Source organism: Vibrio ichthyoenteri ATCC 700023 (genome assembly GCF_000222605.1).
Taxonomy (GTDB): domain Bacteria; phylum Pseudomonadota; class Gammaproteobacteria; order Enterobacterales; family Vibrionaceae; genus Vibrio; species Vibrio ichthyoenteri.
The window spans coordinates 1-21,831 of the sequence record NZ_AFWF01000319.1 but is presented as its reverse complement, the minus strand read 5'-3'; the positions used below and the strand labels follow the sequence as shown (position 1 = coordinate 21,831).

Annotated in this window: 19 protein-coding genes; 10 read left to right on the top strand and 9 right to left on the bottom strand. The window is 45.7% G+C overall.

What is annotated here, in order from left to right; translation table 11 throughout:
* The first annotated feature begins 1 nt into the window (after position 1).
* Both frdC and frdD read left to right on the top strand, forming a co-directional pair.
* The gene (frdC, locus tag RH85_RS21090) at positions 2 to 385 is read left to right on the top strand and encodes a fumarate reductase subunit FrdC (RefSeq protein ID WP_006714767.1); all 384 of its coding nucleotides are present in this window, start codon (positions 2 to 4) and stop codon (positions 383 to 385) included.
* A gap of 11 nt (positions 386 to 396) precedes the next feature.
* Positions 397 to 774, top strand: coding sequence for a fumarate reductase subunit FrdD (gene frdD, locus RH85_RS21085; RefSeq protein ID WP_006714766.1), 378 nt, complete (start codon positions 397 to 399; stop codon positions 772 to 774).
* A gap of 173 nt (positions 775 to 947) precedes the next feature.
* Here frdD and hslU read toward each other — a convergent pair whose 3' ends face one another.
* The 5 genes from hslU to priA all read right to left on the bottom strand — a co-directional run bounded on the left by hslU (position 948) and on the right by priA (position 7,333).
* On the bottom strand, positions 948 to 2,291 hold the full coding sequence (gene hslU, locus RH85_RS21080) for an HslU--HslV peptidase ATPase subunit (RefSeq protein ID WP_006714765.1): 1,344 nt from the start codon (positions 2,289 to 2,291) through the stop codon (positions 948 to 950).
* Positions 2,292 to 2,334: 43 nt separating this feature from the next.
* The gene (gene hslV, locus RH85_RS21075) at positions 2,335 to 2,880 is read right to left on the bottom strand and encodes an ATP-dependent protease subunit HslV (protein ID WP_006714764.1); all 546 of its coding nucleotides are present in this window, start codon (positions 2,878 to 2,880) and stop codon (positions 2,335 to 2,337) included.
* Between the two features lie 221 nt (positions 2,881 to 3,101).
* Positions 3,102 to 3,638, bottom strand: coding sequence for an SPOR domain-containing protein (locus RH85_RS21070; protein WP_006714763.1), 537 nt, complete (start codon positions 3,636 to 3,638; stop codon positions 3,102 to 3,104).
* Between the two features lie 199 nt (positions 3,639 to 3,837).
* The gene (gene cytR, locus RH85_RS21065; protein WP_277422406.1) at positions 3,838 to 4,893 is read right to left on the bottom strand and encodes a DNA-binding transcriptional regulator CytR; all 1,056 of its coding nucleotides are present in this window, start codon (positions 4,891 to 4,893) and stop codon (positions 3,838 to 3,840) included.
* A 238-nt stretch (positions 4,894 to 5,131) separates the two neighbouring features.
* On the bottom strand, positions 5,132 to 7,333 hold the full coding sequence (gene priA / locus RH85_RS21060; protein WP_006714761.1) for a primosomal protein N': 2,202 nt from the start codon (positions 7,331 to 7,333) through the stop codon (positions 5,132 to 5,134).
* Between the two features lie 317 nt (positions 7,334 to 7,650).
* Here priA and rpmE point away from each other — a divergent pair, with 317 nt between their 5' ends.
* Positions 7,651 to 7,869 (top strand): 50S ribosomal protein L31, encoded by a 219-nt coding sequence (rpmE, locus tag RH85_RS21055; RefSeq protein WP_006714760.1) that lies wholly within the window; start codon positions 7,651 to 7,653, stop codon positions 7,867 to 7,869.
* A 243-nt stretch (positions 7,870 to 8,112) separates the two neighbouring features.
* The gene (locus RH85_RS21050; RefSeq protein ID WP_006714759.1) at positions 8,113 to 9,387 is read left to right on the top strand and encodes a malic enzyme-like NAD(P)-binding protein; all 1,275 of its coding nucleotides are present in this window, start codon (positions 8,113 to 8,115) and stop codon (positions 9,385 to 9,387) included.
* Between the two features lie 148 nt (positions 9,388 to 9,535).
* On the opposite strand, the gene metJ is transcribed toward RH85_RS21050, so the two are convergent.
* Positions 9,536 to 9,853: a met regulon transcriptional regulator MetJ gene (metJ, locus tag RH85_RS21045; RefSeq protein WP_005593642.1), complete on the bottom strand. Its 318-nt coding sequence runs from the start codon at positions 9,851 to 9,853 to the stop codon at positions 9,536 to 9,538.
* Positions 9,854 to 10,094: 241 nt separating this feature from the next.
* Here metJ and RH85_RS21040 point away from each other — a divergent pair, with 241 nt between their 5' ends.
* The 3 genes from RH85_RS21040 to metF all read left to right on the top strand — a co-directional run bounded on the left by RH85_RS21040 (position 10,095) and on the right by metF (position 14,861).
* Positions 10,095 to 11,261 (top strand): O-succinylhomoserine (thiol)-lyase, encoded by a 1,167-nt coding sequence (locus RH85_RS21040; protein ID WP_006714758.1) that lies wholly within the window; start codon positions 10,095 to 10,097, stop codon positions 11,259 to 11,261.
* Positions 11,262 to 13,673, top strand: coding sequence for a bifunctional aspartate kinase/homoserine dehydrogenase II (locus RH85_RS21035; protein WP_006714757.1), 2,412 nt, complete (start codon positions 11,262 to 11,264; stop codon positions 13,671 to 13,673). It begins immediately after the preceding gene.
* Between the two features lie 294 nt (positions 13,674 to 13,967).
* The gene (metF, locus tag RH85_RS21030) at positions 13,968 to 14,861 is read left to right on the top strand and encodes a methylenetetrahydrofolate reductase (protein WP_006714756.1); all 894 of its coding nucleotides are present in this window, start codon (positions 13,968 to 13,970) and stop codon (positions 14,859 to 14,861) included.
* 100 nt (positions 14,862 to 14,961) lie between these two features.
* On the opposite strand, the gene zapB is transcribed toward metF, so the two are convergent.
* Positions 14,962 to 15,204 carry a cell division protein ZapB gene (gene zapB, locus RH85_RS21025; RefSeq protein WP_005593637.1) on the bottom strand — a complete coding sequence of 81 codons (243 nt, stop codon included), beginning with the start codon at positions 15,202 to 15,204 and terminating at the stop codon, positions 14,962 to 14,964.
* Positions 15,205 to 15,517: 313 nt separating this feature from the next.
* Between zapB and glpX the strand changes: the two genes are divergently transcribed.
* A complete protein-coding gene (glpX, locus tag RH85_RS21020) occupies positions 15,518 to 16,525 on the top strand; it encodes a class II fructose-bisphosphatase (RefSeq protein ID WP_006714755.1) in 1,008 nt (335 codons plus the stop codon).
* A 73-nt stretch (positions 16,526 to 16,598) separates the two neighbouring features.
* Here the strand turns inward: glpX and RH85_RS21015 are convergent, their stop codons facing one another.
* Complete coding sequence (locus tag RH85_RS21015; RefSeq protein ID WP_241210441.1) at positions 16,599 to 17,996, bottom strand: sensor domain-containing diguanylate cyclase; 1,398 nt, start codon at positions 17,994 to 17,996, stop codon at positions 16,599 to 16,601.
* Between the two features lie 431 nt (positions 17,997 to 18,427).
* On the opposite strand from RH85_RS21015, the gene RH85_RS21010 reads away from it, so the two are divergent.
* Both RH85_RS21010 and RH85_RS21005 read left to right on the top strand, forming a co-directional pair.
* Positions 18,428 to 19,681 carry a tyrosine-type recombinase/integrase gene (locus tag RH85_RS21010; protein WP_006714753.1) on the top strand — a complete coding sequence of 418 codons (1,254 nt, stop codon included), beginning with the start codon at positions 18,428 to 18,430 and terminating at the stop codon, positions 19,679 to 19,681.
* A gap of 158 nt (positions 19,682 to 19,839) precedes the next feature.
* Positions 19,840 to 20,367 carry a hypothetical protein gene (locus RH85_RS21005; RefSeq protein ID WP_006714752.1) on the top strand — a complete coding sequence of 176 codons (528 nt, stop codon included), beginning with the start codon at positions 19,840 to 19,842 and terminating at the stop codon, positions 20,365 to 20,367.
* 429 nt (positions 20,368 to 20,796) lie between these two features.
* On the opposite strand, the gene RH85_RS21000 is transcribed toward RH85_RS21005, so the two are convergent.
* Positions 20,797 to 21,339, bottom strand: a complete 543-nt coding sequence (locus RH85_RS21000; RefSeq protein ID WP_006714751.1) for a recombinase family protein — start codon at positions 21,337 to 21,339, stop codon at positions 20,797 to 20,799.
* Positions 21,340 to 21,831: the final 492 nt, after the last annotated feature.

Here is a 21,831-nt window from a genome sequence, read left to right as displayed (position 1 = left end):
GATGAGTAATCGTAAACCTTACGTTCGTGAAATGAAACGTACGTGGTGGCAAAGCAGCCCGTTCTACCGCTTCTACATGATGCGTGAAGCAACGGTACTACCTTTGATTCTATTCACAGTGTTCCTAACCATTGGTTTGGGCTCGCTCGTGAAAGGACCAGAGGCATGGCAAGCTTGGCTTGAGTTTATGGCCAACCCACTGGTGGTAGCGATCAATATCGTGGCACTCGCGGGCAGCTTGTTACACGCGCAAACCTTCTTCAGCATGATGCCGCAAGTGATGCCAATCCGCATCAAAGGCAAACCAGTCGACAAGAAATTGATCGTCCTTGCTCAATGGGCAGCGGTTGCGTTTATTTCTCTTGTTGTTCTGATCGTTGTTTAAGGAGCGATGTTATGACCCCAAATTACAAAGTTGATCACTCACCACGTCGTTCAGATGAGCCAATCTGGTGGAGCCTATTTGGCGCCGGCGGTACATGGTTTGCCATGATTACGCCAATCACAATCTTGGTGCTTGGTATCCTGGCACCATTAGGCATCATCGATGCTGAAGCATTGAGCTACGAACGTGCCTCTGAGTTTGCTACCAGCATCATCGGTGCGCTGTTTATCATCGGCAGCCTTGCGCTACCAATGTGGCATGCGATGCACCGTGTACACCACGGTATGCACGATCTTAAATTCCACACCGGTGTGGCAGGCAAGATCGCTTGTTACGCATTCGCAGGCTTGATCTCTGCGCTGGCGGTAATTTTTGTATTTATGATCTAATCTCTTCTCCATAGATACTGTCATACGACAGTAGCGATTAGAAACATAAGCCAAGAGGAGGATGCCATGCGTCCTCCTCTTTTTTATTGCTCGCACATTAGTAGCCAAAAATGCCAAGCAATAAAAAAGCCGACCGTAGTCGACTCTTTCAATTATGTTTTTACTGGTATTGATTACAGAATAAAACGGCTTAGGTCTTCATCTTCAACAAATTCGCCAAGACGTTTTTGCACGTAATCGGCATCAATCGTCATGCTGCTGCCTGGCTTCTCTGTCGCTTCAAATGAAATCTCATCCATTAGACGTTCCATCACCGTATGCAGACGACGCGCACCAATGTTCTCGGTGGTTTCGTTAACTGTCCACGCCGCTTCAGCGATTTGAGTAATGCCGTCTTCTGTAAAGTTGATGTTCACATCTTCGGTCTTTAACAGCGCAATATACTGCTCTGTCAGCGACGCTTTCGGCTCAGTCAAAATACGTTTAAAGTCATTGCTTGATAGTGCTTCAAGTTCAACACGGATCGGTAGGCGACCTTGCAACTCAGGAATAAGATCCGATGGCTTAGCTACTTGGAATGCGCCTGATGCGATAAACAGAATGTGGTCGGTTTTCACCATGCCGTGCTTAGTAGAAACCGTGCTGCCTTCAATCAATGGCAATAGATCACGCTGAACACCTTCACGAGACACATCAGGGCCTGAGCTTTCACCACGCTTACAGATCTTGTCGATCTCATCAATGAAGACAATGCCGTTGTTTTCAACGTTGAAGATCGCCTGCTCTTTCAGATCTTCTGCGTTAACCAGTTTCGCCGCTTCTTCTTCAACCAGCGCTTTCATCGCTTCTTTGATTTTCATCTTGCGCTTTTTCTTGGTGTCGCCAGCAAGATTAGAGAACATGCTTTGCAGCTGGTTGGTCATCTCTTCCATGCCCGGAGGCGCCATGATCTCAACGCCCATTTGCGGCGCAGCAACATCAATCTCAATCTCTTTATCGTCTAGCTGACCTTCACGTAGCTTTTTACGGAAGATTTGACGAGTATTCGACTGACGTTCTTCATCTTGTTGTGGCTGCTCGTTTTGGCCCCAAGCGTCACGCGCAGGCGGTAGCAGAGCATCAAGAATGCGCTCTTCCGCTTGCTCTTCAGCGCGGAATTTCACTTTTTCCATCTCTTGCTGATGGGTCATCTTAATCGCCGCATCGGTCAGATCACGGATAATGGTTTCGACTTCTTTACCGACATAACCCACTTCGGTGAATTTCGTCGCTTCCACTTTGATAAAGGGTGCATTGGCGAGCTTTGCTAAACGACGAGCGATTTCGGTTTTACCCACACCGGTTGGGCCAATCATCAAAATATTCTTTGGTGAGACTTCTACGCGCAAGCTTTCTTCAAGCTGCATACGACGCCAGCGGTTGCGCAGTGCAATCGCCACTGAGCGTTTAGCGTTATCTTGGCCAATGATATGGCGATTCAGTTCATGAACAATCTCACGAGGGGTCATCTCAGACATAATCAGATTCCTTAAATTCTTATTTCACTATCGCTATTTTTTATTATTCAGCACTTGGTTGAGCTGGGATTTCTAGTTCGTCGATAGTGTGGTGATGGTTGGTGAAAACACAGATATCACCCGCGATGGTTAATGCTTTTTCAGCAATTTCACGTGCACTTAAATCAGTATTTTCTAATAGGGCAATCGCTGCGGCTTGTGCATAGTTACCACCAGAGCCAATCGCAATCAGATCGTGCTCAGGCTGCACCACATCACCATTACCGGTAATGATCAATGATGCGGTTTCATCGGCAACCACCAGCAGCGCTTCTAGCTTGCGTAGCGCGCGATCGCTGCGCCAATCTTTCGCCAGCTCTACCGCCGCTTTGGTTAGATGACCTTGGTGCATTTGCAGCTTGCTTTCAAAGCGCTCAAACAGAGTAAATGCATCGGCAGTGCCGCCAGCAAAACCCGCCAATACTTTACCGTTATATAGGCGGCGAACTTTGCGCGCATTGCCTTTCATTACGGTATTGCCTAGTGATACTTGTCCGTCACCCGCGATGACAACTTTGTTATTTCGACGTACTGAAACGATGGTAGTCACGTGTAGGGCCTCATAGTTATTTTAATCTCAGTCTAAAGATTATATGAGGTTCGCGGAAAAAGAATTCAAGGGGAGAAAGGCGGATGCGAGATGCGAGATGCGAGATGCGAGAATATTTTATCTTGCCGGGATTACATCGTGTCAATCGGATTATCATGACGAACAAGAATGACTAGTCGAAAAAACGGACTCACTTGGAGTCCGCTTCTTTTGATATCTGTTTACTGTGTCTCTTTCCAAATTGCACAAGGCTCAATTTTGGCCCGTTGCAATTTGTGTTTATCTCGCTCAGCATCACGCTTGAGCGCGTAAGGACCTAGAACCACGCGATACCAAGAGCTGCCATCTTTTTTACGAATTTCACTTTTGATACCTTGGAAGGCTACATCCAATTTACGAGCATCCGCTTGCGCCTCGGTTTTGTAAGCGCCACATTGCATGATGTAAGGGATATCAGAAATCACCTGCTCTTTAGCTTTTACTTCGACTTCGCGACTTGGCAAGCTGTCAACGTAATCCCACTGCTCTTCTGGCGGTGGTGGTAGCGCTTTTTCTGCCTTAGGCTTCGTTTTAGCCGGCGCTTGTACTACGGGTGCTGGCGGCTCAGGATCTTGGCTCAATAAATAAAGGCCAGAACCAAATACGCCAACCACGAGCAATGCCAAAAGCCCACTGCGCCATGGTTTGCGCTTGGGTGCTGCTTTCTTTTTCGCGGGCTTCTTACTCGCGCCACGCTTTACATAGTCTCTATTTGCCACGGTAGTACATCAAGTCAATTATTACTGTCGATATGTTAATCTAGATTGCCATTAGATAACAATGCATTGCCTTAGTTAGTGTGGAGTAAACAATAAAATTCTGACACAAGATAACACTGGCCTGACGTAATCACTGCATCAATAAAAAACGACGCTCAGATTGGCGTCGTTTTTCATGTAAATTAATTACGGTGTGAAATTAAATGCTTCTTGGTGGCGCCGCACTCTTACGCACCACTAATTGCGTTTCGAGCAAACGTGATCCCGCGCGAACATCATGACCACGCAGTAGTTCCAGCATCATCAACATCGCTTGACGACCAATCTCATAACGAGGTTGCGAGATAGTCGTCAATGGTGGATCGCAATATTGGGCGAACTGAATATCATCAAAACCAACCACAGACAGATCTTGCGGCACACGTAAACCAAGACGTTTCGCTTCTTGGATTGCGCCAATCGCCATCGCATCATTGTGACAGAAAATTGCGGTTGGCGGCTCAGGCAGCGCCAGTAATTGTCTTACCGCTTTTGCGCCCGCCTCAAAAGTGAATTCACCAAATGTGCTGTAAGTCGGGTTCATGGTAATACCCGCACGACGCAATGCTTGCTGATAGCCTTGCTGGCGGAATTGACACAAGGTCGCCGTTTCCGGGCCTGAAATCTGAGCGATACGCTTATGACCCAATTGAGTCAGGTAGTTAACCACTTCAAATGCGGACGTGAGGTTATCAATGTGCACCGTTGGCAATTCTAGCTCTGGAGCAAACTCACACGCCATGACCATTGGCGGTAGGTTTTTCTGCTCAGGCTTGCTGACATCAAACGGTAAGTCCGTTCCCAGCAATAGCATGCCATCGGCTTGCTTGGTGAACACCAAGTTCACAAATGAGTTCTCGCGTCTTTTCTGTTGACCGCTATCACCTAGCAAAACTATATAGCCATGCTCCATTGCCGCATCTTCAATACCGCGGATGATCTCCGTGTAATAAGGATCGCAAATGTCAGGGATAATCGCGATGATGGTTTTTGATTCGTTGCGACGTAAATTACGCGCTAAAGAATTTGGGGAATAGCCAGCTTCTAACACAGCGTCTTCAACGCGCTTACGCGTGGCAGAAGAGACTTTTTCAGGATTCATCAGCGCCCTCGATACCGTCGCTGTTGAAACTCCCGCGAGCTGGGCAACATCCTTCATTGTCGCCATAAATGTAACCCTCTTAGTTAGTTCCTTTGGCGGTAGCGTCTTGGCCACCTAAACCGTATGAAAATCTTGATGAGTTTAAACCCATTCTTTGATTTATTGTTCATTGCCACTGACGATGCGCAATCGTTTACCTTTTTATTCACTAAGGTGCGTAAAGCGTCAGCTACTAGTTTATTTATTTCACGCTATAAAGTTACGGGAGATTTAACAAAACCCAACCCGAGATAGAGATTTACGTCACAAAATTACGTTCTCATTCAACGTACGTGACATTGTAAACTGACCGCTAGCTTAAATCTTGTGGTTCTATGTCTAGCGACCAACGTACTTTTTTGCTATCAGGCAATAACTCAATAGCCGGTTTCGCACTCATCAATAATCGCTGCATTAACGGCCGAGTTTGCGTTTGCAACAATAGCTGCCAGCGATACTTACCCGCTTTCTTTGCTAATGGTGCAGGTGTTGGCCCTAATACTTGGCAAGTGTCATCAAATAAAGGATGTGCTTCCAAGGTATAGCGAACTTGCCTTAAAAAGGATTCCACCACCTGACTGTTATTGGCTTCAGCGCGCAGCAAGGTTAAATAGGTATAAGGCGGCAACATCGCCATTTTACGCTCTTGCAATGCAGTTTGAGCAAAGTGCCCATAGCTTTGATTAAGCAATGCTTGCAACAAAGTATGCTCAGGATGATGGGTTTGCAAAATAACCTCACCCGGTTTACTTGCTCGTCCTGCTCGCCCTGCCACCTGAATAAACAATTGCGCCAAACGTTCCGATGCGCGGAAGTCACTACTGTACAGTGAACCATCAACATCAAGCAATGCCACCAAAGTAACATCAGGGAAATGGTGACCTTTAGCCAGCATCTGCGTACCAATCAAAATTTGATATTCGCCTTTACGAATCGCAGTTAAGGCGCTTTCTAAACTGCCTTTACGTCGAGTGCTATCACGATCAATACGAATCGCTTTGTAATCAGGAAACAACTGACTGAGCTGCCCTTCTAACTGCTCAGTACCTACCCCAACGGTAACTAAATTGGTCGAGCCACAACCTTGGCACTGATGAATAATCGGTTGTTGCGAGCCACAGTGATGGCAACGGATTTCATTGCTGTATTGGTGGTAGGTATAGTAGGCATCACAACGTTTACATTCTGCAATCCAGCCACACTCATGGCACATCAAAGCAGGAGAAAAACCGCGGCGGTTAAGAAACAGCATCACCTGATTACCGGCCGAAAGGTGCTTACGCATCTCTGCAATCAACGGCGCAGACAAGCCACTTTCCAAATAAAGTCCTTTTACATCGAGCACTTTGTTGGTAGTCGGTTTCGCATTACCAGCACGCTGCGTTAATTGCAGATAATGATACTTACCCGTCAACGCATTGTGTAAGGTCTCTAATGCCGGCGTTGCCGAGCCCAGTACAATCGGGATCTGCGCTTTGTTGGCGCGCATCACCGCTACATCTCGGGCATGATAACGCAGGCTATCTTGCTGTTTATAAGAAGAGTCATGCTCTTCATCGACAATAATGATGCCGAGGTCAGCGAAGGGGGTCAGCAGCGCAGAACGTGTACCAATCACAATTCCCGCCGCTTTATCACGTGCCGATAACCACGCATTGAGACGCTCAGTTTCATTCAAACCAGAATGGATAACTTCCACCGGCACATTAAAACGCTTACGAAAACGGTTGATAGTTTGTGGTGTTAAGCCTATTTCAGGTACCAAAACCAGGGCTTGCTTGCCCGCTTCCAGTACCGGTTTGATTAGGTTGAGATAGACCTCGGTTTTGCCAGAACCTGTCACCCCTTCTAGCAAATAACAACCAAAACCATCAGCACTATTGACCGTCGCAATGGCCACCGCTTGCTCTTGGTTTAATTTCGGTTTATCAACCGCAGCTTCGATATCACTAGGCCAAGCGTGAATGGTCGGTTTTTTCTCAATCGATTCCACCCAACCTTTTTCTACTAAGTTTTTCAGTACCGTACTGTTGATATCTTGCTCAAGCAATTGTTGATGAGAAACCGCGCCGTATTGCAAAGCGCGCATTGCTTGCTCTTGCTTTACCGCTCGACCGAAGCCAAGCATCAGCTGATTCTTACCTTGCTCCGTTAACTGCCATTCCACCAGCGTCGAAAAATCGGCCGCTTTACCTTTGCGCAGTGCCGAAGGCATCGCGTTAGCCAAGGTGTCACCCAATGGGTGTTGGTAAAACTGACTACACCATTTAAGCAACTGATAAAGCGATTCTGGCCACACGGGTTGCTGATCGAGCACTTGCTTGATTGGCTTAAGTTGGCTGTGACTAAACTCAGATTGATTGGTCAATTCAGTCACAATCCCAATCAATGACTGGCGACCAAATGGCACAGAAACACGCCCACCGATAATAGGAAATAGGTGGCTAGGGATCAGGTAATCGAATTGCTTATCCAGTGGAACAGGCAAGGCCACTCGAGCAATAGTTGGGCGCATATAGATTTGGCAGCATGAGTTAGGAGTACACGCCAAACAGTCTAAAGCAAAACCCGCAGCGATTCTATTTTAAGCCCACAGCATGCCAACTCACGGCAAATAGCAGCGTGAACGTTTAACCACTCGCTACTGGTGAAAAAAGTAGCGATTATTTGGGTAAATCAGTTGATCCTCACCCGAGGATTCATTACTATACTGCGCCTTAGCACTATGGCTGATGATTCGTTCATTCGGCGGTAGAGCGAAATTTTTTTATTAACTACGTGTGGTGTCCGGCTTAGATTCGGATAGCGACACGGCCTATTTGAGGTTCTCCCATGAAAGCTGGTATCCACCCAGAATACAAAGCAGTAAGCGCTACTTGTTCTTGCGGTAACTCTTTTGAGTTCAACTCAACTCTAACTAAAGAGTCTATCCACCTAGACGTATGTGACAAATGTCACCCATTCTACACTGGTAAGCAACGTATCGTAGATACAGGCGGCCGTGTTGATCGCTTCAACAAGCGCTTCGGTGCACTATCAAGCAAGAAGTAATTTCTGCTTTGATACTAAATTGAAAAAAGGACGCTTAGGCGTCCTTTTTTATTGCCTGTCATTTCCCTTTCTTCTCACCCCTTCTATTCCATTTTGTGAGCTATCTGGTCTTATCAGCTGACAATCGGCCTACAATGGCAATATCAATCGCAATCCTCGCTATGCAGCTTGACTTGCTTCCTCTAGAATAACTTTTGCTTAACAATTACTACAAAAGAATCAATTATAAGAGAGCCTAGCCTTATGTCAGATGACCACTCCCAAGAATTAACCGCTGAAGAAAAGTTCCGCCAACAAGCACTGGATTACCACGCCCTTCCAACGGCGGGTAAGATTGCGGTTGAGCTGACCAAACCTGCTGAAACTGCATTAGATCTGGCGCTGGCATACAGCCCAGGCGTTGCTGAGCCTGTACGTGAGATCGCGCAGAACCCAGATAACGTTTATAAGTACACGGCAAAAGGTAACATGGTCGCGGTGATCTCAAATGGTACGGCGATTCTTGGTTTAGGTAATCTTGGTCCTTTGGCATCAAAGCCTGTTATGGAAGGTAAAGCACTGCTCTTCAAACGCTTTGCTGGCTTAAACTCGATTGATATTGAAGTCAAACACCGCACTATCGAAGAGTTTGTCGATACGGTAGCCAATATTGCCGACACCTTTGGTGGTATCAATTTAGAAGACATCAAAGCACCAGACTGTTTTGAAATTGAAAAACAATTGATTGAGCGTTGTGATGTACCAGTCTTCCATGATGATCAGCACGGTACGGCAATTGTTACCGCGGCGGGCATGCTCAACGCTGTCGAGCTACAAGGTAAAAAGCTCGAAGATGCGACCATTGTTTGTCTCGGTGCAGGCGCAGCAGCCGTGGCGTGTATGGAGCTGCTGATCAAATGTGGCGCCATGCGTGAGAAAATCTACATGCTGGACCGCAAAGGCGTGATCCACACTCGTCGCGATGATTTGAATGAATACAAAAAGCTGTTCGCCAACAACACCGATAAACGCACGTTAGAAGATGTGATTGAAGGTGCCGATCTGTTCCTTGGCGTATCAGGGCCAAACCTGTTGCCACCAGAAGCGCTAAAACTGATGGCAGATAAGCCAATTGTATTTGCCTGCTCTAACCCTGATCCGGAAATCAAACCGGAACTGGCGCATCAAGTGCGTGATGATTTAATAATGGGTACGGGCCGTAGTGACTACCCGAACCAAGTTAACAACGTACTGTGCTTCCCGTTTATTTTCCGTGGTGCGCTCGATGTACGTGCCAGTGAAATTAATGATGAGATGAAATTAGCCGCGGTCGAGGCGATTCGCCAGTTGGCAAAAGAGCCTGTACCGGTTGAAGTATTGCAAGCTGCTGGAGTGGAATCATTACAATTTAGCTCTAACTACATTATTCCAAAACCAATGGACCCTCGCCTACTGCCACGAGTGGCGAAAGCGGTGGCTCAAGCGGCGGTTGATTCAGGTGTCGCACGTATTGAAATGCCTGAAGGGTATATGAGCTAGAGAAGCGAGAAGCGAGAAGCGAGAAGCGAGAAGGCTAAAGGTAATGATCTCGATTCTCAAATCCTTTTCATTAAAAACAAAAAACCGCAGCCATCGCTGCGGTTTTTTATATCAGGTTGGAATGGTGCTCGCTCCAACAAGAACAATATTAGTCATCAAAAGCTTCAAATTCGATGCCCATCGCGGTCATCAATTGCTTCGCTTCTGTTGGAATATCATCAGGACGATCTTTACGTAAGTCTTCATCCGTTGGCAGCGGCTGGCCTGTGTAAGCATGAAGAAATGCTTCGCAAAGTAGCTCACTGTTTGTTGCATGGCGTAGGTTATTAATCTGACGGCGAGTTCGCTCATCGGTTAATACCTTCAATACTTTTAATGGAATTGAAACGGTAATTTTTTTTACTTGTTCGCTTTTCTTTCCATGTTCAGCGTATGGACTTATGTATTCGCCATTCCAGTCTGCCATTGCGCACCTTCACATTGTAGTTAGATATAATTTTTCTAGAGGTTAATTTTAGCGGCTTTTAAGGCTACAAGCAAAGACATATAGACGTCTGGATGTATTGACGTCTTAAAAAATGAGAAGTAAAGTAGAGTGAATGGATTGTGAATACGTTGTATCAGGCAATAACTCGAGTAAAAAGAGCGTTGCTGATTGGTCAGCCTATTCGTACTGACAAGTTACTATTGTTCGGAAGGAAACACTTATGAGCACCCGCAAACCTGCCACTATCGCTGTTCGCACAGGCATTGAGTCCGACACCCAACACCACGCTGTAGTTCCACCTATCTACTTGTCGACCAACTATGGTTTCCCAGCTTTTGGTGATGTCCCTAAGTACGATTATACCCGTTCTGGTAATCCAAATCGCGGTTTATTAGAACAAACTTTGTTCGAGCTTGAATCCGGCAAGGGTGCAGTGGTGACCAACTGTGGTACTTCTGCTTTAAATTTGTGGGTCACAACCTTTCTTGGCCCTGACGATTTGATTGTCGCACCGCATGATTGCTATGGCGGCACCTACCGACTATTTAATACTCGATCGCAAAAAGGCGACTTTAAAGTGTTATTTGTCGACCAATCCGATCCGCAAGCGCTAACAGAAGCGTTAGCACAAAAGCCAAAACTTTTGCTGATCGAAACACCGTCTAACCCATTGGTGCGCGTGGTCGATATTGCTCAAGTGTGCCAACTAGCTCATCAGGTCGATACCTTAGTCGCGGTCGACAATACCTTTTTGACACCGGTGTACCAAAAGCCTCTCGAACTCGGCGCTGACTTTGTTATTCACTCCACTACCAAATTTATCAATGGTCACTCCGATGTGATTGGGGGCGTGGTGATCACCAAAACAGAGCAACATGCCACCGATCTGGCTTGGTGGGGCAACTGCATTGGCGCAACCGGCACACCATTCGATAGCTATATGACTTTGCGCGGTATTCGCACGCTAGGTGCTCGTATGCGCAGCCATGAAGAAGGCGCGGCGCAGATTCTCGATTATCTAAAAACGCATTCGCTGATTGAACGCATTTATCACCCAAGTTTACCTGAACATCCAGGCCATGAGATTGCGCTTAAACAGCAAACCGGTTTTGGCTCCATGCTCAGCTTCGAATTTGGTGGCAGCTTTGAGCAACTGAAAACCTTCGTCGGCGCATTAAAGCTCTTCTCACTCGCCGAGTCACTAGGAGGTGTGGAAAGTCTAATTTGCCACCCAGCGTCCATGACTCACCGTGCAATGGGCGAAGCTGCCCTTGCCGAAGCTGGCGTCTCTCAGCAGCTACTGCGCCTATCTGTTGGTCTTGAAGATCCACAAGATTTGATTGAAGACTTACAACAAGCCTTTAATGTTATTCTGGAGGGCAATTAAATGAGCGTAGAACGCCAACTGCATAAATTTGGTGGTAGTAGCTTAGCGGACCCAGAGTGTTATCGACGTGTGGTTGATATTCTAAAAGAGTACTCGTCCACAGAAGACTTGGTGGTGGTGTCTGCAGCGGGCAAAACCACCAACCGTCTGATTGAGTTTTTAGAAGGCTTAAATAAAGATGGTCGTTTAGCCCATGAAGCACTGCAAAACCTCAAACAATTTCAAACCAATCTTATTGATGAACTGATTAGCGATGAGATAAAGCCATCGCTACTGGCGCAACTCAATGATGAGATCAGCACCCTTGGCGAATTAACCGCGCCGCTAAATGAAGCCGCACAAGCTGCAGTACTTGGCCATGGTGAGGTTTGGTCGTCGCGCTTATTGGCCGCGCTGCTCAATCAACAAAATCTCCCTGCTCGCGCCCAAGATGCGCGCGCATTTTTACGCGCAGAAGCCGGCACCCAACCAGAAGTCGATCGCGGCGCATCCTACCCTCTGCTTAAAGAAGTACTGGCACAACACGCGCATCATCGCATCGTAATTACTGGCTTTATGGCGCAAGATCATCAAGGCGATACCGTACTACTTGGTCGCAATGGTTCAGACTATTCAGCCACCGTGATTGGCGCATTGGCGCAAGTCTCTCGCGTCACGATTTGGAGTGACGTGGCCGGTATGTACAGCGCCGATCCGCGCTTGATTGCGGATGCCTGTTTATTACCACTACTGCGCTTAGATGAAGCCAGCGAGTTAGCCCGCCTAGCAGCGCCTGTACTGCATAGCCGCACCCTACAGCCTGTAGCGCAAAGCGCGATGGATTGTCATCTGCGTTGCAGCTATCAGCCAGAATCTGGATCTACACGCATAGAACGAGTGCTCGCCTCTGGCCGTGGGGCTAAAATTATCTCCTCACTTGATGATGTGATGTTAATACAGCTTAACTTCGCCTCTGGTCATGATTTTACTCGCCTCTATAAAGAGACCTTAGCCAGCCTTAAGCGCGCACAACTTGAGCCATTAGCGTTTGAAGCACAAGATGATCAGCACAGCCTATTTTTAGCCTATACCGCTGAAATTGCTGGCGGTGCACTACGTCATCTGCAAGATGTCGCAACCGAGGCAGAAATAAAACTCAAAGAAGGCTTCTCGATGGTGGCCGCGGTCGGTGCGGGTGTAACCAAGAACGCTAATCACTGCTACGGCTTCTACCAACAGTTAAAAAATGCGCCGGTTGAATTTATTTGTGAATCGACTTCAGGTCTTAGCTTGGTAGCGATATTACGCAAAACCACCACCGAAGATTTAGTGCAAGGCATTCACAAGCAGCTTTTCCAAGCGCAAAAACGCATTGCCATTGCTCTATGTGGTAAAGGCAATATTGGCAGTCGTTGGCTGGATCTGTTTGCCGAACAAAAGACTGAACTCGAAAAGCGTCGTGGCATGAGCTTTGAACTGGTTGCGGTGATCGACAGCCAAACCTATTGGTTCAATCCACAAGGTATCGATGCGGCGAGCGCAAACAAGCGCTTTGATGACGAATCAGTCCCTTATCAAGGTGGTGAGTGGATTGCACAACTAGGCGCGATTCAAGGCTATGATGACGCAGTGGTACTGGATGTCACCGCCAGCCAAGAGCTGGCCGAGCGTTATGTTGAAATTGCCGAGCAAGGCATGCACCTTATCTCTGCCAACAAGGTAGCGGGTTCTGCTTCCAGCGAATACTACCATCAAGTACAAGATGCCTTTGCCAAGATTAACCGCCACTGGCTCTACAATGCCACGGTAGGTGCTGGCCTACCAATCAACCACACTGTGCGTGATTTACGTGAAAGTGGTGATGAAATCATTGCGCTCTCCGGAATTTTCTCCGGCACACTCTCTTGGCTATTCCAACAATACGATGGCCAAGTACCATTTGCTGAATTGGTTGATCTCGCGTGGCAACAAGGCCTGACTGAGCCTGACCCGCGCCATGATCTCGATGGTTCGGATGTGATGCGAAAATTGGTGATTCTCGCGCGTGAGTCTGGTCTGTCTCTAGAACCTGAAGCTGTCAAAGTGGAAAGCCTAGTGCCAGAGGAGCTCGCTGAGCTGCCACTGGATGACTTTCTCGATAAAGGCCAATTGCTTAGCGAGCGCTTAGCCGAAAGGTTAGAGAAGGCGCAACGTGAAGATAAGGTATTACGCTACGTCGCGCGTTTAGAAAAAAATGGCAAAGCCACCGTTGGCGTTGAAGCGCTGGCCAAAGAGCATGCTTTAGCTAACTTGCTGCCGTGTGACAACATCTTTGCCATAGAGAGTAAATGGTACAAAGACAATCCGTTGGTGATTCGAGGCCCTGGCGCCGGGCGAGAAGTAACGGCTGGTGCTATTCAATCGGATTTGAATTTATTGTCTAGCCAACTGTAATCAATATGGCGCCGCAGGCTTTCTCCGGCGCCATCATTTTCTATTTTGACCTATGCCTCTGTTAACTTTCTGCTTTTACTGCTTCTTTTTGTCATCAGCTTTTTATTCCTCAGCGCTCGTCAATTCACGTTATCTTTGTTAAGTTGAAGATGTCTACTTGTGAAGTTGAAAAAATTCATACTCAGTTTGTTGACATTAACTTACATTCAATTCATTCTGTGGACATATAGACGTCTAAACGTCAAAAATGGATTTTATTTAGAGGGTGGCAATGGTAGCCACAGGGAGAGCAAGATGGGATACACGCACGCCAGTCATATCGACGCTTTGAATCAGAATGTCGCTGAACTATCTGACAACATCAATGTGTCCTTTGAGTTTTTTCCACCAAGCAGTGAAAAGATGGAAGAAACCTTGTGGAACTCTGTACACCGTCTGAAAAACCTCAAGCCTAAATTTGTCTCGGTAACCTATGGTGCTAACTCAGGTGAGCGCGACCGTACTCACTCAATCATCAAAGAGATCAAAGCAGAAACAGACTTAGTCGCAGCCCCTCACCTCACTTGTATTGATGCTTCACGCCAAGAGCTTATCCAAATCGCGGATGATTACTGGGCAAATGGTATTGAAAGTATCGTCGCGCTACGTGGTGATATTCCCCCTGGCGGCGGCGCTCCTGATATGTATGCCTCAGACTTAGTCGAACTGCTTAAATCTCGTCACGACTTTGATATTTCAGTCGCGGCTTTCCCAGAAGTTCATCCTGAAGCCAAAAGCGCACAAGCGGATCTGCTGAATTTAAAACGCAAAGTGGATGCGGGTGCCAGCCGAGCAATCACTCAGTTTTTCTTCGATGTCGAAAGCTACCTACGTTTTCGTGATCGTTGTGTCGCTGCAGGTATTGATGTGGAGATTGTACCGGGCATCTTGCCAGTTTCTAACTTCAATCAAGCATCGCGCTTTGCTGCGCAAAACCATGTCAAAGTACCGGGTTGGATGGCAAAACAATTTGAAGGTTTAGATGATGACCCAACCACACGCCAATTGGTTGGTGCTAGCCAAGCGCTTGATATGGTGCGTATCCTAAGCCGCGAAGGAGTGAAAGATTTCCACTTCTACACACTCAACCGTGCGGAAATGACCTACGCAATGTGCCATACCTTAGGTGTGCGACCAAAAGTGTCATAGTTGGTTTGCATCATTTTGATGTAAAAAAGGCAGCCTCAAATGGGCTGCCTTTTCGCTCGTATCTGGTTGGTAACAACGCAAGATTAAATTATCTTGGTGATTACTCTACGTCATCCATTTTACCTAGTAGGTTACGGATGCGATCTTGCCATGCTGAATGCTCTTGTTGCATAGCGGCTGCTTTTTGCTCTAGCTCTTCACGGTTAGCGCGTAGTTCACTTGCTTCTGAAGCCAATTGTTCTTTTTCTTCTTTAAGCTCTTCTACTTCCATTTGAAGAAGTGAAATTGTATCTACTGCAGTTTGAATTTTTGCTTCTAGTTGTTCTAGTACTTCAAAAGACATCTTAGCCTACCTTTGTTTGTTCGATTGAGGTGAAGCTCGCTTCACGTATTGCCTTCATTCTACTCAGCACTGGATGGATAAACACGCGCTATATTTGATATTTTGCGTCATTCGCTCAACATTTGACCACATATTGACATTTACCTAACGTTAACCGCTCGGTAACGCAATTTCTCCTGCTCTGGCTTCACTTTACCGTGCTTTATTGATCGAGTTCAATCCCGACAAAGCAAAAAAGCAAACGTTTACTTTTGGTTGTGATAAAATCGCGCCGAAATTAAATCATCCTTCCTTCTTACTAATTGGAGTCATCATGAAACGCGATTTAGCAATGGCATTTTCTCGAGTCACTGAAGGGGCAGCTTTAGCTGGCTACAAATGGCTAGGCCGTGGCGATAAAAACGCAGCCGACGGTGCAGCGGTTGAGGTCATGCGCATCCTACTGAACAAAACTGAAATCAGTGGTGAGATCGTGATTGGCGAAGGCGAGATTGATGATGCGCCGATGCTCTACATTGGTGAACAAGTGGGTGTGGGTGGTGATGCGGTTGATATCGCGGTTGACCCAATTGAAGGTACACGTATGACGGCAATGGGCCAGTCGAACGCACTCGCGGTACTTGCTGCGGGTGAAAAAGGCAGCTTCTTAAAAGCGCCTGATATGTACATGGAAAAACTGGTGGTTGGCCCTGGCGCTAAAGGTTGTATTGACCTAAATAAACCACTCAAAGAAAACCTTGAGAACATCGCCAAAGCACTCAACAAGCCTCTAAATACTCTTGTGGTTACGACACTAGCCAAACCTCGCCACGACGCCGTTATTGCAGAAATGCAAGCAATGGGTGTGCGCGTATTCGCGGTGCCAGATGGTGATGTTGCCGCATCAATTCTAACTTGTATGCCAGATAGCGAAGTGGATGCGATGTACTGTATTGGTGGCGCACCGGAAGGTGTGGTTTCTGCGGCAGTAATTCGTGCACTTGATGGCGATATGAACGGCCGCTTACTGGCTCGTCATGATGTAAAAGGTGATAGCGAAGAAAACCGCATCTACGGTGCAGCAGAGCTTGCTCGCTGTAAAGAGATGGGCGTTGAAGCGGGTATCGTATTGAAGATGGAAGATATGGCACGTAGCGACAATGTGATTTTTGCTGCCACCGGTATCACCAAGGGTGACCTGCTTGAAGGTATCTCACGCCAAGGTAACATTGCCACCACTGAGACACTGCTGATCCGTGGCCGCTGCCGTACCATTCGTCGCATTAAATCTACGCACTACCTAGAGCGTAAAGATCCTGAAGTACGCGATATCATTTTATAATCACTGCTCGGATATAAAATCGTAAAAGGATGGCTTCAGCCATCCTTTTCTATTTGTCGCGATATCAATCGAGTTAACAGCCTAGCCCAACAAACACACGGTTTTTTCCAGCGAGCTTCGCTTGGTAAAGCAAAGTATCTGCTTGGCGAATGCCTTTCTCTTGCCACAACCATTCCAGACTTTCGATGCAGTCACGAGCATAAACCACGGCACCACCCGTCGCAGTGACGGACACATGCTTGCCATCAGATAAGCCGATTGTCGTGCTGATCTCGCGCTGTACTCGCTCCACCACTGATTGTATCTGTTCATGGGATTCGCCGGTAATCGCAATTACGAACTCCTCACCACCAAAACGCGCGATAAGATCGGTCTGTCGTAAGCTAGCACTGAGTAATGCGGAAATTGCGCAGATCACTTCATCTCCAGCCTCATGACCTAAGCTGTCATTGATCGCTTTAAAGTCATCAATATCAAATACCGCTAAAGCAATAAACTCTTGTAGTTCGACATCTTTCAGGTAGAACTCAAAACCACGACGGTTAAGCATGTTGGTCATAGGATCGCACATCGCTAAAGATCGTAAACGTGTTTGCGTTGAACGTGTATCGCGAAACCAAATCAAGCAAATACACAGCATGTAACCGATAAATAGGCTAATAAACTGTTTTTGCTCCGCTTGGAAAATCAACTTTAAGTGTGTTCGCTTCGATTCTTTGACGGTGAGATAAAGGCCCGTCTCTTGGTTATTCACCATCACAGGATTGGAACAAGTAAAATCAAACGCGGTTGAATTATTTTCCATCTGCTTAGGGGTTAGCCGATAACTGGAATGTCGATCTGCCACTAAATCATCCAGATAGCTGTCGATGGCTAATACACCTCTAAATTCACCATCAACATAAATTGCACGTGTCAGCGTAATCACACGTCGACCGGTCATATAATCTTGATAGTCTCCGGTATACACCACTTTATCGTGCTGCAGACGCTGCATGGTATTAATCCAGTAAGGACGAGTACTGACAACCGCATCAAAGGCATCACCTTCAATCGATTCGGCAAATGTTTTTGGTGATGAGATGATAAATTTATCTTTGGATATAAAGTAGATGGCCGAGATATGGCTGATGGTTTTAGAAAAATAAGCCATCGAAGGAGCGACAAACATACGTTTATAAGCGAGCGAATAGAGCTCTGAGTTGGTATCACACATCTCGGCAGGACCAGAAAACATAAAGTCGTAATCTTGTCCTTGGTGAGATTGGCCACCAAAGTTGCAGGTTATTCCATTTAACTGAATGGTATGCGGTAGAACATATCGCTCGTTCTGCAGCGGATATAGCGCCGTAATGCTGTACTCTAATGCGTTGATAACTTGAGTAGTATCTTCCAATAGCCGCTCAACGCGTTGTTGTTCATTACCGTATCTTGCTCTGACTTCATCTTCTGAATCAAATACCAGAAACATGAATATCAGCAAAAATAGTGTTGTGATCCCTACAAGCTGTCGTTTAATCCCTAATTCACCGGACACATTCACTTATTTATCACCCAGTATGACTGAATTGGAATATCACTTTATAACTCGTTGTTTAAATTGAGTTACTGCTATTTAAGGCCAAATATAGCCTCAATTGCGTGCTACAAGCACTAAAAAAAGCCGGAGCGATTGCTCCGGCTTTTTTATAAATCTGCACTGAAATAGTCACTTTCAGTTGAAGGCGTGGAGTGTATGCGTATCTCCGATCACCTTCAACCGTTTTATCAAAGTCACTATCAAGTAGTGAGAAGCAATGATTACATCATACCGCCCAAATCGCACTTAAATCCTACAAGTAGCGGTATACCTAACTTTGTGGCATCATAATTGTCTACATTAATGACTACAAAGCTGGCTACATGGCATCTTCTGACACAAAACACTTGAAGCTACGAGGCAACGTCTGGTGGTATCAAAGACGCATTCCAAAAGCTCTCCTAGAGCAATTTGGCGATCAAACCACGGTATCAGAGAGCCTTGGAACAGGTGATATCAGGGAAGCTAGGCGTAAAAGAGATATCCTCAATGGCAAGTTTGAAGAAAGACGATTTAATGCCCCCAATGCAGATAGACACCGCTTCCTTGAACTCATTAAAAACATGAGTGAAGACAAGGAACGCTTCCCTGCGTCATGGGATGAGCACTACGACCTAGACAAGGTACAGCGTGACAACGATGATGTTTTTATTCACGCATACACGACTGTTAATGGCCGAAAAGACCATCGTTCAAGATATCGCATCACATTGAAGGAAGCGTTGAATAACTGGGTGAAGAAGTTTCAGGCCAGCCAAACTAAAGACAACGTTCGCAAAGTCAAACAAGCCGCTGATAAGTTCCTGAAATACCTTGGGCTATACGACATCCAGCTTGAGGATATAACCAAACAACAAGTGAATGAATACATCGAGCATCTACAGGTCAAGTACAAGAAGAGCACTGTTCAAGGAATTATCAGCCGATTGCGTTCAATCTGGAACTATGCCGATTCTCTTGGGGAAATCACAGCTCGAAGCCCTTTCGAAAAAAACATCTATGCTACTGGTGATAAAGTCGAGAAAAAACAACCGTTCACAGCAGATGAAATGACTTGGATTAAAGAAAACGTTGCAACTGATGAACCAGATAAACGCTTGCTAGTAGAGCTAGCCGTGTTTACTGGATGTCGAATATCAGAGCTATGCAATCTACAAGCTAAGCATGTAATCGTAGAAGAAGATATCACCGCCATATACATCGCTACAGGTAAAACAGAAGCAGCGGAGCGAGTTATTCCGCTAACTGATCACCTTGGCTCGAGAGTTAGAGCAATGGCAGATAGCAAGCAAGGCGATGAATTACTGCTTGGTTTCGACAATAGCTCTGATATGAGCCGCTGGTTCTCTCGCATCAAAACAGATAACGTATCAACAGACTCTGCCAAGTGCTTCCACTCATTCAGAGTGATGTTTTCAACCGCGATGCAACAAGCTGGCGTGGATGAACTAAAAGCAGCAGCTATTCTTGGGCATAAACGAGGCAACACCATGACATATGGTTATTACTCACGAGGCTATGAATTACAGCAGCTAAAAGAAGCCTATGACCGATGTGTTGAGCGAATTATCTGGTAAGAGTATTCCCAATAGGGTCTGACCCTTTGAGAAAACCTTGTCAAAACAATAAAACCCATCCTAAAGACATGCTCTGGGATGGGTTTTCTGTTTGTCACAAGGGTATAATCATTTGCTTCATTCAAAGATATACATTAATTATTCATAAGGAATTATTTGTGAGCAGTACGACTGGCAATAAAATAGCTAGAGATGATTACCCGACACCAATCGTTACAGTTGAAGCTTTATTGGACAAATTGAATTTAAAGCCAGACGATACATTCTTGGAGCCGTGTCGAGGTACTCGAAATATTTTTGACAGAGTAGATTTACCAGATAAGCAAAAATTTTGGGCTGAAATCAATGAAGGCGTTGATTACTTAACAACCTCGTTCCCCCAGCAAGATGTAATTATTACGAATCCACCTTTTAGTTTAACTATTGAGTTCTTGAAAAAATCACTATCTGAATTAGCCCCAGACGGAACCCTTGCCTATCTCCAAAGAGTAAACTTTCTTGGTTCAAAATGTAGAGTTAATTTTTGGGCTGAAATTGGCTTCCCAAACAAAACTCCAGTAATTATACCAAGACCAAGGTTCGTCAATGGTGGTTCAGATAGTTGCGAATATATGTGGATGATATGGGATAAAGGGAATCGGTTTAGTGATATACCCAATGGAATTAGCCACATTATTAGCAAGTAATAAATATCTGACAAACAATTATGCAGTTAAGGTCAGCCCCTACTGATGAAGCTGACCTTAAAGCTTATAAGTTCCGACACAAAACCCCATTAACATAATTTACAGAAGGAACTCCCCTAGCTAATGAGCGGCATTCAATGCAGTAGCTCTGATGACCATGAGGGTTTCTAGCTGTAACTCGTGCAGGAGTGAAACCAAACTCAGAAGGATACCTATGGAAAACATGCTCTGAGCCATTGGCAGCACTGCAGTGAGGGCAAGATTTGTATCTCGCTCCTGTGGTCTGATCTACTTTGATTATCATGCCGCTATTTAGCGGTGCAGGACAGCAATTACATGGCATAAAAAAACCTCTATTCTCGACGTTGCTCAAAGTTGAAATTGTACACTAAACATACAGTTAGAACAATTAAATAATCAACTTGATGCTTAGCCACTTCTCACTATTCGGTACACGCTAGCCAAGCTTATTCCAACACGTTTAGATACACTTTTCTTCGAGATTCCATCTTCAATCAATTGTCTCACTACTTCTACTTTTTCCATCGATATCGGTTTTCGACCTTTGTATTTCCCCTTACTTTTAGCAACAGCAATTCCTTCAGCTTGCCGCTCCAGTAGTAATTGGCGCTCAAAACTAGCAACTGCACCTATCATAGTAAGCATCAAACGACCTGTTGGTGATTTCGTATCGATACCAAGGTTAAGAACCACCAGCGATACACCTTTCTGCTCAAGATACTCGACTATTTCCAACAAATGTTTTGTGTTTCTTGCCAACCGACAAAGTTTAGTCACCGTTACTGTGTCTCCATCTCGCACATAATCAAGCATTGTCGTGAGCTGGGGACGCTCCGCCTTTGCTCCTGACTCCTTTTCTTTAAACACCTTGTCACATACCTTCAACGCCTCTAATTGCGCCTCTAAGCTCTGTCCTGACGTACTTACTCGTGCATACCCTATGTTAGCCATAATTACGCATCCTCTTTCTGTGTAGCTTCAAGAAGCAGTGACAGGACAGTTACGAGCACGGTTAAGACTAGTTTTAATGATATTTTCATGGTTATTACTCCGTTGTTCCATTCTGAATTACTTATAACAATGGGCGGAGTGAATGTTGATTTAGGTGTGCAAGAAAGTTCTTTTTAGTTCGCTTCTGTTCAAACAGATTAAAATCTAGGTACGAATCATTAAACTTTGGAGCAAACAAGCTTACTAATCGAGTTACTCGCAATAAACGAGAAAAAATAATCAGGCTGAGAGATGCCAACCTCACCCATAATGCTATTGCTGAAAGGGTGGGATGTCATCGCAATACTGTTGGCAAGGTATTAAAAGAAGCAGGTTTGAGATAGATAAAATCGAAAAACAGGACAGTTGTCCATCACCAATTCATCGAAAACCCGCAGTTTTGCTGAGCTAAATCAGTAATTACCCAAACTTCCCCCACTCTACCTTTCTATA

What these genes read in the sequence shown, in the direction of transcription:
- frdC (WP_006714767.1), top strand. Translation starts at nt 2, where the DNA reads ATGAGTAATCGTAAACCTTACGTTCGTGAAATGAAACGTACGTGGTGG.
- frdD (WP_006714766.1), top strand. Translation starts at nt 397, where the DNA reads ATGACCCCAAATTACAAAGTTGATCACTCACCACGTCGTTCAGATGAG.
- hslU (WP_006714765.1), bottom strand. Translation starts at nt 2,291, where the DNA reads ATGTCTGAGATGACCCCTCGTGAGATTGTTCATGAACTGAATCGCCAT.
- priA (WP_006714761.1), bottom strand. Translation starts at nt 7,333, where the DNA reads ATGCGCCCAACTATTGCTCGAGTGGCCTTGCCTGTTCCACTGGATAAG.
- rpmE (WP_006714760.1), top strand. Translation starts at nt 7,651, where the DNA reads ATGAAAGCTGGTATCCACCCAGAATACAAAGCAGTAAGCGCTACTTGT.
- RH85_RS21050 (WP_006714759.1), top strand. Translation starts at nt 8,113, where the DNA reads ATGTCAGATGACCACTCCCAAGAATTAACCGCTGAAGAAAAGTTCCGC.
- metJ (WP_005593642.1), bottom strand. Translation starts at nt 9,853, where the DNA reads ATGGCAGACTGGAATGGCGAATACATAAGTCCATACGCTGAACATGGA.
- RH85_RS21040 (WP_006714758.1), top strand. Translation starts at nt 10,095, where the DNA reads ATGAGCACCCGCAAACCTGCCACTATCGCTGTTCGCACAGGCATTGAG.
- RH85_RS21035 (WP_006714757.1), top strand. Translation starts at nt 11,262, where the DNA reads ATGAGCGTAGAACGCCAACTGCATAAATTTGGTGGTAGTAGCTTAGCG.
- metF (WP_006714756.1), top strand. Translation starts at nt 13,968, where the DNA reads ATGGGATACACGCACGCCAGTCATATCGACGCTTTGAATCAGAATGTC.
- zapB (WP_005593637.1), bottom strand. Translation starts at nt 15,204, where the DNA reads ATGTCTTTTGAAGTACTAGAACAACTAGAAGCAAAAATTCAAACTGCA.
- glpX (WP_006714755.1), top strand. Translation starts at nt 15,518, where the DNA reads ATGAAACGCGATTTAGCAATGGCATTTTCTCGAGTCACTGAAGGGGCA.
- RH85_RS21015 (WP_241210441.1), bottom strand. Translation starts at nt 17,996, where the DNA reads ATGTTTCTGGTATTTGATTCAGAAGATGAAGTCAGAGCAAGATACGGT.
- RH85_RS21010 (WP_006714753.1), top strand. Translation starts at nt 18,428, where the DNA reads ATGGCATCTTCTGACACAAAACACTTGAAGCTACGAGGCAACGTCTGG.
- RH85_RS21000 (WP_006714751.1), bottom strand. Translation starts at nt 21,339, where the DNA reads ATGGCTAACATAGGGTATGCACGAGTAAGTACGTCAGGACAGAGCTTA.